This window comes from Promicromonospora panici, from assembly GCF_900608595.1.
Classification (GTDB): domain Bacteria; phylum Actinomycetota; class Actinomycetes; order Actinomycetales; family Cellulomonadaceae; genus Promicromonospora; species Promicromonospora panici.
In genome coordinates, this window is sequence record NZ_UWYY01000025.1 from 35,758 (window position 1) to 49,283 (window position 13,526).

At 71.3% G+C, this 13,526-nt stretch carries 12 protein-coding genes; 2 read left to right on the forward strand and 10 right to left on the reverse strand.

Annotated features, from left to right (window positions below; all coding sequences use genetic code 11):
• Positions 1–4 precede the first annotated feature (4 nt).
• From EW117_RS24750 to EW117_RS24790, 9 genes are all read right to left on the reverse strand, one after another.
• Positions 5–286 carry an Lrp/AsnC family transcriptional regulator gene (locus EW117_RS24750; RefSeq protein ID WP_129789400.1) on the reverse strand — a complete coding sequence of 94 codons (282 nt, stop codon included), beginning with the start codon at positions 284–286 and terminating at the stop codon, positions 5–7.
• Positions 280–2,097 carry a DEDD exonuclease domain-containing protein gene (locus tag EW117_RS24755; RefSeq protein WP_242504533.1) on the reverse strand — a complete coding sequence of 606 codons (1,818 nt, stop codon included), beginning with the start codon at positions 2,095–2,097 and terminating at the stop codon, positions 280–282. Before EW117_RS24755 ends, EW117_RS24750 begins: the two co-directional genes overlap by 7 nt.
• Before the next feature lie 66 nt (positions 2,098–2,163).
• On the reverse strand, positions 2,164–2,997 hold the full coding sequence (locus tag EW117_RS24760; protein ID WP_129789402.1) for a phosphoribosylaminoimidazolesuccinocarboxamide synthase: 834 nt from the start codon (positions 2,995–2,997) through the stop codon (positions 2,164–2,166).
• Between the two features lie 124 nt (positions 2,998–3,121).
• Positions 3,122–4,747, reverse strand: coding sequence for an alpha-amylase family glycosyl hydrolase (locus tag EW117_RS24765; protein ID WP_129789403.1), 1,626 nt, complete (start codon positions 4,745–4,747; stop codon positions 3,122–3,124).
• Positions 4,744–6,312 (reverse strand): glucoamylase family protein, encoded by a 1,569-nt coding sequence (locus EW117_RS24770; protein ID WP_129789404.1) that lies wholly within the window; start codon positions 6,310–6,312, stop codon positions 4,744–4,746. Before EW117_RS24770 ends, EW117_RS24765 begins: the two co-directional genes overlap by 4 nt.
• Positions 6,313–6,388: 76 nt before the next feature.
• Positions 6,389–7,576 (reverse strand): glycoside hydrolase family 1 protein, encoded by a 1,188-nt coding sequence (locus EW117_RS24775; protein ID WP_207212032.1) that lies wholly within the window; start codon positions 7,574–7,576, stop codon positions 6,389–6,391.
• 9 nt (positions 7,577–7,585) lie between these two features.
• Positions 7,586–8,452, reverse strand: coding sequence for a carbohydrate ABC transporter permease (locus EW117_RS24780; protein ID WP_129789405.1), 867 nt, complete (start codon positions 8,450–8,452; stop codon positions 7,586–7,588).
• Positions 8,452–9,345, reverse strand: a complete 894-nt coding sequence (locus tag EW117_RS24785; protein WP_129789406.1) for a carbohydrate ABC transporter permease — start codon at positions 9,343–9,345, stop codon at positions 8,452–8,454. Before EW117_RS24785 ends, EW117_RS24780 begins: the two co-directional genes overlap by 1 nt.
• 75 nt (positions 9,346–9,420) lie before the next feature.
• Positions 9,421–10,710, reverse strand: coding sequence for an extracellular solute-binding protein (locus tag EW117_RS24790; protein ID WP_242504538.1), 1,290 nt, complete (start codon positions 10,708–10,710; stop codon positions 9,421–9,423).
• A 243-nt stretch (positions 10,711–10,953) separates the two neighbouring features.
• On the opposite strand from EW117_RS24790, the gene EW117_RS24795 reads away from it, so the two are divergent.
• Positions 10,954–11,961, forward strand: coding sequence for a LacI family DNA-binding transcriptional regulator (locus EW117_RS24795; protein ID WP_129789408.1), 1,008 nt, complete (start codon positions 10,954–10,956; stop codon positions 11,959–11,961).
• 83 nt (positions 11,962–12,044) lie between these two features.
• On the opposite strand, the gene EW117_RS24800 is transcribed toward EW117_RS24795, so the two are convergent.
• Positions 12,045–12,809 carry a lysophospholipid acyltransferase family protein gene (locus tag EW117_RS24800; RefSeq protein WP_129789409.1) on the reverse strand — a complete coding sequence of 255 codons (765 nt, stop codon included), beginning with the start codon at positions 12,807–12,809 and terminating at the stop codon, positions 12,045–12,047.
• Positions 12,810–12,864: 55 nt separating this feature from the next.
• Here EW117_RS24800 and EW117_RS24805 point away from each other — a divergent pair, with 55 nt between their 5' ends.
• Positions 12,865–13,488 carry a hypothetical protein gene (locus EW117_RS24805; RefSeq protein WP_129789410.1) on the forward strand — a complete coding sequence of 208 codons (624 nt, stop codon included), beginning with the start codon at positions 12,865–12,867 and terminating at the stop codon, positions 13,486–13,488.
• Positions 13,489–13,526 lie beyond the last annotated feature (38 nt).

Sequence of the window (13,526 nt, forward strand, 5' to 3'; positions counted from 1 at the left end):
CCGGTCAGTCGTCGAGCCCGAGCGCGAACGCCTGCTCCAGGTCCGCCTTGGAGAAGGCGCGGAAGGCGATGAGGGTCTCGGTGTTCTGCACGCCGGACACCTTGTTCACCGTGTCGGACACGACACCGGCGAGCTGCTCGTGCTCGGGCACACGCACGATGGCGACGAGGTCGGCCTTGCCCGTCACGGAGAAGACCTCGCTCACACCGTCGATGTTCGCGACCTCCTGCGCGACCTCGGGGATGCGGGACGTCTCGGCGTCGATGAGGACGATCGCGGTCAGCATGCCGTCATCGTATCCACCTGCAGGGGGTTCTCGGTCTCCGGTGCGGGCGCGGCGTCAAGAACATCGTGCGCCGCGCCGATCTCGGTGCGTACGCGGTCCGACGCCCACGTCAGGTCCGCATGGGCGCCGGCCGCGCGCACCGGGCAGGCCCATGTGTCGCTGACGTGCACCAGGCGCACTCCCGGCGCGTCCAGCCAGGCGAGCAGCAGGTCGGTCTCCTCGGGGTGCGCGGCCGGCGCCGGCGCCACGGGCGGCTCGACGTGCTCCGCCGTCGTGCGCAGCGCGTCGACGAGGGGGAGCGGGTTCGCACCCGGCGCGGAGACGTCGGTGGCGGCGAGCCGGCCGTGCTTGATCACCACGATCTCCCAGCCCCCGGGCTTGCCCGGAGCGTCGCCGATGCCGGACGGGCGCGCCGCCACGAGCTCGGCGCAGCGGGCCAGCGGATCCAGTTTCTGCGCCCGGTGCGCACCCGAGACGAAGGCGCGCAGACGCCGCGTGACCTCGCCCGCCTCCTCGTACCGCTCCTGGTGGGCGAGCGTGGCTATCCGGTCGGAGAGCGCGCGCACTACGGGGGCGGGGTCACCGGTGAGGGCACGGCGGGCGGCGTCGGCCACACCCGCGTAGGACGTGTCGGGTGTCTCGGTCGCCACGCACGGGGCGGAGCAGCGGCCCATGCCCGCCAGGGCGCACGGGCTGCCGGGCCGCTTGGAGACCAGCGGGATGCGGGCGGTGCACTGGCGCAGGTTCAGGGCGTCGTGCAGGGCGTGCACGGCCTCCTGCGCCGTGCGGCGGGACCCGAAGGGGCCGATGTGCGCGGCGCCCGCCACGACGCCGCCCACGACCGACAGGCGCGGGTAGGCCTCGTCTGTCAGCCGCACCCACGAGTGCCGCTCCGGAAACTTCGAGCGTCGGTTGTAGCGCGGCGCGTGCTCCGTGATGAGCCGCAGCTCGCGCACCTGCGCCTCCAGCGGGGTGGCGCACGCGACCGGCGTGACCCGCTCGGCGATGCGCACCATCTCCGAGATCCGCCTCCGCTTCTCGGCGGCGGTGAAGTACGAGCGCACCCGCTTGCGGATGTTGACCGACGTGCCGACGTACAGCACCTCGTCGCCAGGCCCCCGGAACAGGTAGACGCCCGGAGCGTCGGGCAGGTCGTCGGCCAGGTGCCGCTTGCGGCGCACCTCGGGCGGCACCGGGTCGGCGGCCGTGGCGAGGTCCTCGAGGTGCGTGATCCCCATCGGCGCAAGGCGGTCGAAGAGCGCGTGCAGGACGTCGACGGTCGCGCGCGCGTCGGCCAGAGCCCGGTGGTCGGGGGAGACACTGGCGTGGAACAGGTTCGCGAGCGTGGACAGCTTGTGGTTGGGCGCCTCGTCGCGGGTAACCACGCGCCGGGCCAGGGGCACCGTGTCCACGACGGTGAACCCGGGCCACTCGTAGTCGAGCCGCGCGCACATGGCCTTCAGGAAACCCACGTCGAACGGCGCGTTGTGCGCCACCAGCACCGTGTCGCGCGCCCACTCGAGGAAGCTCGGCAGCACCAGCGCGATGTCCGGCGCGGTGGCGACCATCGCGTTGGTGATGCCCGTAAGGCGCGCGACGAACGCCGGGACGGGCTGTCCCGGGTTCACCAGCGACTGGAACTCGCCCAGCACCTCGCCGCCGCGCACCTTGACGGCGCCGATCTCGGTGATGCCGCCCTCTTTGGCGCTGGTTCCGGTGGTCTCCAGGTCAACCACCACGAAGGTCACGTCCCGCAGCGGCGTGCCGAGCTCCTCGAACGTTGCCTGGTATGCGGAAGCGGTGGTGCTCACGGAGCAGAGGCTAGCCGGAGACACTGACACGCTTGTTCGAGCCGCGCCGTCGTGCGGGGAAGGCGGCTATGAGGCCCAGCGCTCGCCGGTGAGCTGTTCGTAGATCTCCACGTAGCGGGCGCGGGTCTCCTTGACGACGTCGTCCGGGATCGCCGGGCCGGGGTACGTGCGGTCCCAGTCCGTGAGGGTCGAGGACCAGTCGCGCACGAACTGCTTGTCGTAGGACCACTGCTGCCGGCCCGGCTCGTACTCGCTCGCCTTCCAGAAGCGCGAGGAGTCCGGCGTCAGCACCTCATCAGCGAGCGTGAGGACGCCGTCTGCGTCGACCCCGAACTCGAACTTCGTGTCGGCGATGATGACGCCACGCTCGCGGGCGATCTCCGCCCCCCGGTCGTAGATCGCGAGCGTCAGGTCGCGCAGGCGGGTCGTGGTCTCCTCGCCCAGCTCCTCGGCGATCTCCTCGATGGAGACGTACTCGTCATGCCCCTGGTCCGCCTTGGTCGACGGCGTGAAGACGGGCCGCGGCAGGCGGTCGGCCTCCACCAGGCCGGGCGGGAATGCCACGCCGGAAACGCTGCCCGTCTGGCGGTAGCTGTCCAGGCCCCCGCCCGCCAGATACCCGCGCGCTATGCACTCGACCGGCAGGATCTCCAGCCGCTTGCACCGGATGGCGCGCCCGGCCCACTCCTCAGGCACTTCCTCGTTGATCACGTGGTTGGGCACCAGGTCGGCGAACTGCCGGAACCACCACAGCGACAGCTGGGTCAGGATCGCGCCCTTGTCGGGCACGGGCGTCGGCAGTACGACGTCGTACACCGACACGCGGTCGGAAGCCACCAGGATCACATCGTCGCCGTCCGCGTAGACCTCGCGAACCTTGCCCTTACGGATCAGTTCCACGGGCCCAAGGCTAACCCGGCCGCCGACACGCGCCGCCGCCGAACCGAAGGCTACGTGTCGATCCGGAGGCTGATCGACCGGCAACGTTCGGTTCGGCGGCCTTGGACGCGGGTCGGCGGCCGGGTCATGTGATGGTCGTTCCGGCTGCCAGGTCCAGGACGGCGTACCCGTGGCCGTCGAGGTGCACGACGCCGTTTCCGTCGCCGCCCGCCTCCACCTTGCAGCCCCGGGCGACGACCGGCCGGGCGCTCGCGGCGCCGTCGAGCGGGAGGCTGACGGCGGCCCGGCCCGGGTTGAGCACGACCGCGAGCGTGCCGCCCCGGAGGTAGGCCAGGGGGTAGGCGGTGGCCAGCACCTCGGTGGGCGCGGCGACGTCAAGGCGGTCGTCGTGATGCCGCAGGGCGATGAGCTCCCGCACCAGGTGCAGCAGCGAGCCGCTGTCCTCGAGCTGGCCGGCGACCGTGGGCCGGGCCGGGTCGGGATCCTGCGGGAGGTACGCGGAGGTCGCGGGACTGCCCGGGCCGAACGTGCCCGCCGGCAGGTCACCCCACTGCATGGGGGTGCGCGAGCCCGCCCGGTCGTACGTGGGGCTCAGGCGGGAGCCCTCCAGTGTCGGCGTGCCCGGCACGTACCGCATGCCGATCTCGTCGCCGTAGTAGACCGACGGCAGGGCAGGCCAGGTCATCGTGAGCACGTGGGCGACCCGGGCTTGCTCCGCGTCCCGGGCGCCCGCCACCAGCCGCGTGAAGTCGTGGTTCGACGTCGGCAGACCCACCACCCCGCCGCGCTCGGTGGCCGCTATGGCGTCCGCCGCGGCCTGCCACGCCTGGACGAACGTGCTCGCGTCCCCGGCGCCGTCCGCACCCGCCCAAGGAGGCAGATCGCCCCACGACGGGTTGACCGTCCCGGCGCCGTTGTTCCACAGCGACCGGAACGGGAGGCCGTCGTCGTCCCCGCCGAACTGCAGGAAGAAATCCACGTGGAAGCCCGCCGGGACGGCGACCCGCGGGTCGCCCCACTCGCTGATCAGCACGCGGCCCGGGTAGGTCGCGTCCAGCCAGGAACGCGTCTCGTGCCACAGGCGACTGGTCTCCACGTGGCCGGGGTCGTCCTTGACCAGCGACGACGCCATGTCGACGCGGAAGCCCGCGACTCCGAGGTCGAACCAGTACGCCATGATCTGGCGCAGCGCCGTCCGGTTGGCCAGCGGGCCGGGCGCGTCGACCGGCTGACGCCACGGCTCGGCCGGGTCGGGGCGCGCGTACCCGTAGTTCAGCGCGGGCTGCACGGGGAAGAAGTTGGGCCGGTAGTACCCGCCGCGCGCGCCCAGCCCGGGCTGGAAACCGTCCACGGGCACTTCGCTCCAGACGAAGCGGTCGTCCTCCGGGTCGTCGGCGGACGCCCGGAACCACGGGTGCTGGTCCGACGTGTGGCCCGCCACGAGGTCGAGCAGCACGGAGATGCCACGGCTCCCGGCCTCCTCGGTGAGCCGGGCCATGTCCTCGTTCGTGCCGTAGCGGGGCGCGACCTGGAAGAAGTCCGCGACGTCGTACCCGGCGTCGGCGAACGGAGAGACGAAGCACGGGCTGAGCCAGATCGCGTCCACACCCAGCCACGCGAGGTAGTCCAGCCGCTCGGTGATACCCGCGAGGTCACCGATGCCGTCGCGGTTCGCGTCCGCGAACGACTGCGGGTAGATCTGGTAGAGCACGGTGCGCCCCAGGCGCGAGGCGAGGTCCACGGCGGTCACCCGTCCCACCCTACGGAGAATTCCTCCATCTTCATCAGAGGGCGGACCTTCTCCGCCAGCGCGCCCGGCGCGACGTAGCGGCGCATCGCGTCGTCGGCCAGCTCGTTGCCGAGCGCGGCCATGATCATGCCCTGGTCCAGCGCCAGGTACCGCTGCGAGACCTGGCCGCTGCGCACCGCCACGGCGTCGTAGAAGCCGCCCGGGCCGTAGGCGTCGAAGTCTCGCGCGATGCGCCGCAGGTTCGCCATCGACTCACCGCGGGCGTACCGCAGCGCGAGGAACGACGCGTGCGGCGTCACGACGCCGTCGCCGTACTCAGTAGGTGCGGGGGAGCCGTCCCGGCAGCCCTCGTACGGCTGGTTGACGGCGGTGCGCTCCTGGTCCGAGGTGTAGCCCGGCCCGTCCAGCCCGAGCTGGTCGACGCCGTACTCGCGGTACCCGCCCGCCGGGTCGTTCGACGGCGAGAAGCCCCAGTATCCGTAGCCCGCCTCTCGCATGCCGTGCTCGATCTGCCCGCGCACGTACAACGGGTGGTTGCGGCCCCACGAGCGCGGCCCCCAAATCTCCTCGGGCACGAACAGCGGCACCATCAGCGCCTCGAACATGCTGCCGCCCCACGTCGGGACCACCCGCATGCCCCGGTACGGCAGGGCGCCCTCGAAGACGTCGACCCCCAGGTACTCCGCCCACTCGCCCGTCGGCCGCGTCTCGGTCCAGTCCCAGTCGCAGCTGTCGGGGAACGTGCGGTACGTGCCGAAGTAGTGCTTCGCCGGGATCTGCCCCTCGGCGATGCCCAGGTACGACGCGATCCGCGGCTCGGTGTTGAACGCGCCGTAGTGGTGGCCCGTGTACCAGACGTCGGCGCCCATCCCGCAGTAGTCGCCGGGCACCGGCGCCGTCTCCTGCGGGTCGGCGTCCCAGAACCCGCCGCGGATCTGGTTCTGCGCCGGGTCGTAGTAGCAGCCGAAGTCCATCCGCTCGCGGACGGCGTCCGCCGCTCCGGCGAGGGACGGCTCCGCGCGGCTCGCCAGCAGCAGGCCCGTGGCCAGCCAGCCGTTGTCCACGCTGGACAGGAACGGCTTGACCGGGTCGCCGCTCGTCGGGAACGTCGTGAGCTTGGCGCCCGTGGCCGGGTCGTACCAGTTGTAGAACATGCCGCTGGGCTCGTGCTTCTCCAGCCCGGCGACGGTGTCCAGGGTGGTCGCCAGCCGCTCACGCGCCTCGGCCCGCCCGATCAGCCCGACGTCGCGGGCCACGACCGTGCTCCACAGGTAGGCGCCGATGTTCGTCGGCGAGGTGTACCCGCCGCGGCTGCCCGGGTCGAGGTCGCCGCCGATGTTGTCGTCGGGCAGGCCCGTCTCCTCGACGACCAGGGCGTCGAAGGAACGCCACGTGTCGGCCGCCCAGGTGTGCAGCTGACGGCGGTCGCCGCCGGAGGTGCGTGGAGCCTCCACGGCGCTGGTGCTCCCGGTTGTGCTCCCGCTCGCCGGGACGGCGGTGAACGTCAGGGCGGCGACGGCGGCCGCCGCGACCACCGTCCTGTGCCTGCTGAGGTAGCTCCTCATGATGCGTCTCCTCTACGTCGTCGTAGTCGTGACAGGTCGTGCGGTCGGTGGACGGGCGGACGGCGTCGGCCGGGCCTCACGCGGGCAGCTCGCCCGTGCGCGCGACCTTGCCGAGCCACGCGAGGCTCGGCTTGGGCGTACGTTCGAACGTCGTGCGGTCGACGGCGACCAGCCCGAACGTGGGCCGGAAGCCGCTCATCCACTCGTAGTTGTCGAGCAGGGACCAGTGCAGGTAGCCCTCGACCCTGCAGCCACCGGCCATCGCCCGGGCCATGCCAGCGAGCGCCTCCCGGGTGTAGTCGATGCGGCGGGCGTCGTCGGCGGTGGCCATGCCGTTCTCGGTGACGATCATCGGGACCCCACCGGTGATGCGATGTGTGTATTCCAGGGCTTCGCCGAGCGCCTGGGGGTAGTACTCCCAGCCGGTCAGGGTGGTCTCGACGTCGTCGGCGACGGGCAGGGGTTCGCCGTCGGCCCCGATGATGGTGCGCAGATAGCTCTGCACGCCGACGAAGTCGTCGCCGCGCGCGACCTCGAGGAAGAAGTCCTCGCGGGGGTAGGCGTAGGCGTCGCGGGCGGCGTCGGCCCCGGGCGCCGCCTGGAACACCTGGTTGGCGATGGTCCAGCCGGCCCGGACGTGTCCGAGGCCGTGCAGGATCTCGACGGCGCGGCGGTGCGCGGTGGCCTGGACCTCGGACGCCGCCTGGTCGGGGGCGGCGAGCCCCGCGGCGTCGAGGTTGGTGCGGCGGCTCGCGCCGAGCATCATCGAGGTGATGTTGGGCTCGTTGATCGTGACCACGTGTCCGACGTCGCCCAGGATCTGCGTGGCCGTCTCGACGTAGCGGCTGAACGTGTCGACGGCGTCGGGCGCGAACCAGCCGCCGCGCTCGGCGAACCACCGGGGGAGCGTGAAGTGCAGGAGCGTGACCACCGGTGTCACGCCCGCGGCCAGGCACGCGTCGATCATGCGCCGGTAGTGCGCGAGCTGGGCCCGCGAGATCTCGCTCTCGGCGGGCTCGATGCGCGCCCACTCGATCGAGAAGCGGTACGCGTTCAGGCCGGCGTCAGCGAGCAGTTGAACGTCCTCGGGGTAGCGGTGGTAGCTGTCGACGGCGTCGCCGGAGCTCTCCGCGCACAGCGTCCCGGCGACGTGCTCCTTCGCCCACCAGTCGCTGTTGACGTTGCCTCCCTCGATCTGGTGCGCGGCGGTCGAGGCGCCCCACAGGAAGTCGGGTGCGGTGGGCAGCGTGATCTGTTCGGTCACGGATAGCTCCTACTTGAGTCCGGTGGTCGAGATGCCCTGCACGATGTGCCGCTGCAGGACGAGGAAGACGATGAGGATGGGCAGCACGATGACCGTCGCGCCCGCGACCAGCAGGCCGTACTGCACGGTGTTCTGGCCGGTCGAGTAGAGGGCGAGTGCCACGGGCAGCGTGTACCTGTCGGCGGACTGCACGGCGACCAGGGGCCACAGGAAGTTGTTCCAGGACCCGAGGAACGTGAGGATGCCGAGCGTCGCCAGCGCTGGCCTGGCCTGCGGCAGCACGATGCGGAAGAACGTGCGGAACTCGCCCGCGCCGTCGACGCGTGCGGCGTCGAGCAGCTCGTCCGGGACGTCGAGCATGAACTGCCGCATCAGGAACACTCCGAACGGCGCCGCCAGGAACGGGAGGATCAGCGCCGCGTAGGTGTTGATCAGGTCCAGGTTGGCCACCAGCACGAACAGGGGCACGAACGTGACCATGCCCGGGACCATGAGCGTGCCCATGACCAGGGCGAACAGCATCCGTTTGCCCGGGAAGTCGAGCTTCGCGAGCGCGTAGCCGACCATGGCGCTGAACAGGACCGACCCGACGGTCACGAACAGCGCGACGACCACCGAGTTGAGGAAGTAGCGCGGGAAGCTCAGCGTGGCGAACAGCTCGGTGTAGTTCGCCCAGGTCACCTGGTCGGGGATCAGGGTGGGCGGGAACTGCCGGATCTCGCCCTCGGGCTTGACCGACGAGAGGACCATCCATACGAGTGGCCCGATCGAGGCCGCGAGGCCGATCAGGAGCGCGACGTTGAGGAGGACCGCGCGCGGGGTGAAGCGGCGCACGCGGGGCGCGTCGGTGGCGCGGTCGGTCGCCGGCGACGTCATCACTTCTCCGTCCTGAGCAGGCGGAACTGGAGGTAGGACAGGATCACGATGGCGACGAACAGCACGTAGCTCATCGCCGCCGACAGGCCGTAGTTGCCGAACCCGAACTGGTTGAAGATCTCGTAGGCCACCGAGTTGGTGGCGCCGAGCGGCCCGCCCTGCGTCATGACGAACGGTTCCTCGAAGAACTGCAGGTAGCCGATGCCGGTGATGACCGCGCAGAACAGCAGCGTTGGCCGCAGCAGAGGGACCGTGATGGACCGGAACTGCCGCACGGGGCCCGCGCCGTCGATGGCGGACGCCTCGTACACGTCGCGGGGGATGCCCTGCAGGCCGGCCAGCAGGATGACCATCAAGTACCCGACGTTGCGCCAGGTGGCCATCACGATGAGTGACGGCATGGCCCAGGCCTCGTCGGTGAGCCAGCGCGGCCCGTCGATGCCGACGACGCCGAGCGCGGAGTTCACGAGCCCGAAGTCGGGCTGCAGCAGGAACCGCCACACGACCGCCACCGCGACGATCGACGTCACCACGGGAGCGTAGAAGCCGACGCGGAACACCGACCGGAACCACACCAGGCCCGAGTTCAGCAGCACCGCCAGCAGCAGCGCGATCCCGAGGGTCAGCGGCATGGCCACGCCCACGAAGTAGATCGTGTTGCCGGCGGCCTGCTGGAACTTCGGGTCCGCGAGGACCTCGACGAAGTTGTCGAACCCCACGAAGTTCACGGCCCACGTTGTCCGGAGGTCGGCGCCCCGCATGTCGGTGAACGCCATGTACAGCGACGACACGACCGGCAGCAGCATGAAGACGGCGAACAGCGCGGTGAACGGCAGCGCGAAGCCCCAGGCGGTGAGGCCCGTGCGGCGGCGGCGTGCGGAACTACGCCGCATCGGGGCCGCCGCAGAAGGAACGGGCGCAGAGGGGACGGGCGCAGAGGGGACGGGCGCTGTGGAGACGGTCACGGGTCAGTCCAGACCCGTCCCGATGGAGGTCGCGGCGTCCTGCATCTGCTTCGCCGCGTCCTCGGGGCTGAGGTCACCGGCGATGACCTGCTCGATGACCAGGTCGAGCTCGTGCTCGATCTCGGCCCACGTCGGGATCGCCGGGGTCGAGCGCGCGGTCTCGAGCACGTCCTGGTAGACGGCGACCGCCTCGTCGTCGGCCAGCGCCGGGTCGTCCCAGGAGGTCTGGACCGCGGGCAGGTCGCTGGAGATCCCGAACCAGTCGACCTGGGTGGCCGGGTCGGTGGTGAACTGGACGAACTTCCAGGCGGCGTCGGGGTTCTCGGCGTCGGCAAGGACGGCGAGGTTGGAGCCGCCGATGAACGACCCGGTCGCCTCGTCCTCGGGCAGCGGGGCCACGCCGAACTTGTCCGCGAAGTCGTCGCCCGCCGTCGTCAGCAGGTTCGCGCGCTCCCAGGGGCCCGACACGAACGAGCCGAGATCGGCGTCGATGAAGTTCTGCACCTTCTCGTCTTCGACGAGCACCGGCGGCGCGAGCCCGTCGCGCATGAACGACGAGTAGTACTCCAGCGCCTTGACCTGGGCGTCGTTGTCGAGGGTGAAATCGCCGGCGGCATCCATGATCTCGCCGCCGGCCTGCCAGTAGAACGGCAGGTACATGAGGGCCGTCGAGTTGCCGCGTGTCTGCAGCGCGATGCCGTGCTCGGCACCGGCGTCCTGCAGCCCGGCCGCGAAGGCGGTCAGGTCGGCCCAGGTCTTCGGGGCCGCCAGGCCCTCCTTGTCCGCGAGGTCCTTGCGGTAGTACAGGACGCGCGTCTCCACGTACCAGGGCACGCCGTAGGAGGTCCCGTCGACCACCGTGGTGTCCCAGGCGCCCGGGAAGAAGGCCGCGGAGTCGATCTCCTGAGGGGTGGGCGCGAGGCCGCCGAGCTCCACGAACCCGCTCACGAGCGTGGTGCCCACCTGCATGACGTCGGGCACCTCGCCGGTGGCGATCGCCGTGTTGATCTTCTCGGTGGACGACTCCCACGGGACCGGCGTGACGTTCACCGTGACGTCGGGGTTGTCGGCCTCGAACTGCTCCGCGAGCTCGGGCAGCAGCTCACCCTCCGTGCCCATCGCCCAGACCTCGATGGTGCCGGTCGCGGGGCCGTCCGGGATGCTGTTCGTGCTGCCGCCGGAGCCTTCTGCCGTGGTGCCGGCCTCGTCGCTGCGGCCGCACCCGGTGAGGGCGAGGGCCAGCGTGAGGGTCGACGCCGTCGCCGCTGCGACGAGGCGAGGTGTCCTGTTCACGATCACTCCTTTGTTGATCCGTGCTTGTTCCGTGCTTCTTGATCCGTGCTGACCAGCTGTTCCGAAATTTCGAAGCCTGGTCTCGGAAAGACCCGGGGGAGGTTAGACGTGGCTGCAGTGCCTGTCAATGGCCGCTGGGACCTGGTGCCGCCGCGATTCCGGCGTATGCGGTGGGATCGGCTACGCTCCTGATTTCGGAAACTGATCTCGGAACTCATCCCGCGAGAACCTGACGGAGGACCCATGACGCAGGACCAGCCCCGCATCCCGCTCGCCGTGGTCGCGGCGGAGGCAGGCGTCTCGGTCCCCACGGTCTCCAAGGTCCTGAACACGCGGCCCGACGTCGCCGGCGCCACCCGCGCCCGGGTCACCGAGGTGCTCGAACGGCACGGTTTTGTCGTCCGGCCGCCGTCGGCCAAGCCCACCGGGATGATCGACGTGCGCATCGTCGACTTCGAGGGCACCTGGTCGGAGGCCGTGGTGCGGGGTGCCGTCGCCGGCGCGCGGCGGTTCGGCCTGGACGTCGTCCTCGCGGTCGAGCCCGATCCGGACGACTGCAGCTCCTGGGTGCGGCACGCGCTGGAGCGCGGCACCGACGGCCTGGTCAGCATCGTCGCGGTGCCCGACGCCGAGGCGCGCCGCGCGCTGGAGAAGACCGGCACGCCGCTCGTCGTCGTCGACCCGCGGCAGCGGCCGCCCGAGGGGATGCTCAGCGTGGGGGCGACCAACTTCCAGGGCGGGCTGGAGGCCACCGCGCACCTCCTGTCGCTCGGCCACCGCCGCATCGCCACCATCACCGGGGCGCTCGAGCAGGACAACGCCATCGCCCGGCTCGCGGGCTACCGCGCCGCCATGATCCGGGCGGGGGCGCCCACCGACGACGAGCTCGTGTACGTCGGCGCCTACGGAGTGACCTCCGGCTACGAGGGGGCCCAGCGCCTGATGGCCCTGGACGATCCGCCCACCGCCATCTTCGCCAGCAGCGACGACACGGCGCTCGGTGCCCTGCGGGCGCTGCGCGAGGCCGGGCTCGTGGTGCCCCGCGACGTCTCGCTCGTCGGCTTCGACGACCTGCCCATCGCCCCGTGGATCGACCCGGCGCTCACCACCGTGCGGCAGCCGCTGGCGGAGATGGGCGCCACCGCCGTCGACCTCGTGCACCGGGCGCGCACCGCCAGCGGCCACACTCTCCGCACGGAGCTGGCCACCACCCTGGTGGAGCGCTCCTCGACGGCCACCCCGCCCACCTGACCCCTCTTAGTTGTGGGATCGTTGCGCCTCAATCGGACACGAAGTCGCAACGGTCGCGCTCACAACCAAGATCTCTGGGCGGGTCAGCGCTTCGGGCGGTGGGGCTTCTCCACCTCCGGGAGCGGGAGGCCGCCCGGGCCCTCCTCCGCCGCGGGGATGGGGGGCTCGCCGCGCGCCGTGCGCTCCTTCGCGCTGGCCGCGTACGCGTCGACGTACTCCTGGCCGGACAGCGCGAGGATCGCGTACTCGATCTCGTCGGCGACTGCGCGCAGCACGAACTTGTCGGTCTCCATGCCCTTGTACCGGCTGAAGTCGAGGGGCTCGCCGATCACCGCGCCGAGCGGCATGAAGGTGGGCAGGCCCTTCCCGGGCGGCTGCGCGACGTCGGTGTCGACCATGGCGACGGGGATCACCGGGGCGCCTGACTCGAGCGCCATCCGGGCCACGCCCGTCTTCGCCTTGTACAGGCGGCCGTCGGGGCTGCGGGTGCCCTCGGGGTAGATGCCGAACAGGCTGCCCTCGCGCAGCACCCGCAGGCCGGTGCGCAGCGCCGCCTCGCTGGCGGCTCCGCCGGAGCGGTCCACGGGGATGACGCCGATGCCCGTCATGAACCAGGCGACGATCTTGCCCTTGAGGCCCTTGCCCGTGAAGTAGTCGGACTTGCCGAGGAAGGTCACCCGGCGCGGGATCACGAGCGGCAGGATGAACGAGTCGATCACCGCGAGGTGGTTGCTGGCCACGATCGCCGGGCCCGTGCGCGGCACGTTGCGGGCACCGATGACCCACGGCTGGTACGCCAGGCGCAGCCACGGGCCCACCAGCAGGTTCCGCATCACCCAGTAGAACAAAATTCCTCCTCAAGACCCGGCCCCGTGGGCCCCCCGACGACAATAGAGTGTGCCCATGGCCGCATCGAACACCGACGACCGCGACGACGACGTGCCCGGCGACACCCCACGAGAGCTGGGCGACGACGACGTGGCCTCGCGCTGGGCCGACATCGTCGCCACGCTCGGCGACATCGACGTCTCCCGGGCTGACGACCGGGCCGGCGATCCCGCGAAGCCTGCCGAATCCTCTCAGACTTCGCGGCCCGATGACGAGAGCGCCGCCGCCGACCCCGCCTCGGAGCGTGCCTCCGGCCGGCCCTCGGACCCCGCTGCCGACCCCGCTGCCGACGAGCCGGAGACCGAGTCGCGCGTGATCATGCCGACGGGCCCGCGAGACTGGCCGCTGTCGCCCGAGGCCGAGGCGCTCGAGGAGGAGGAGTCCCACTTCACGCCACCGGAGCCGCCGCCGCTGCTGTCCCGCGACCCGCTGCTCACCATGGCCTGGAGCTTCGTCGTGGGAGTTCCCGTGCTGGCGGTGGTCGGGGTCGTCGTCTCGGCGGCCGTGCCGGCGCTGTCGATCCCGCCGCTGGTCGGGCAGATCGGCCTCGGCCTGTTCGTGGCGGGACTGGCCGTGCTGATCTGGCGTATGCCGCACCAGCGGGACCCGGACGACGACGGCCCTGGCGCCGTCGTCTGACCGCCGAAGTAGAACCGTGGCGAGATAGGACTGCGGCG

Bases quoted from the DNA above. Each gene is read 5' to 3' on its own strand.
- EW117_RS24785 (WP_129789406.1), bottom strand. From the start codon at position 9,345: ATGCGGCGTAGTTCCGCACGCCGCCGCCGCACGGGCCTCACCGCCTGG.
- EW117_RS24805 (WP_129789410.1), top strand. From the start codon at position 12,865: ATGGCCGCATCGAACACCGACGACCGCGACGACGACGTGCCCGGCGAC.
- EW117_RS24770 (WP_129789404.1), bottom strand. From the start codon at position 6,312: ATGAGGAGCTACCTCAGCAGGCACAGGACGGTGGTCGCGGCGGCCGCC.
- EW117_RS24795 (WP_129789408.1), top strand. From the start codon at position 10,954: ATGACGCAGGACCAGCCCCGCATCCCGCTCGCCGTGGTCGCGGCGGAG.
- EW117_RS24780 (WP_129789405.1), bottom strand. From the start codon at position 8,452: ATGACGTCGCCGGCGACCGACCGCGCCACCGACGCGCCCCGCGTGCGC.
- EW117_RS24750 (WP_129789400.1), bottom strand. From the start codon at position 286: ATGCTGACCGCGATCGTCCTCATCGACGCCGAGACGTCCCGCATCCCC.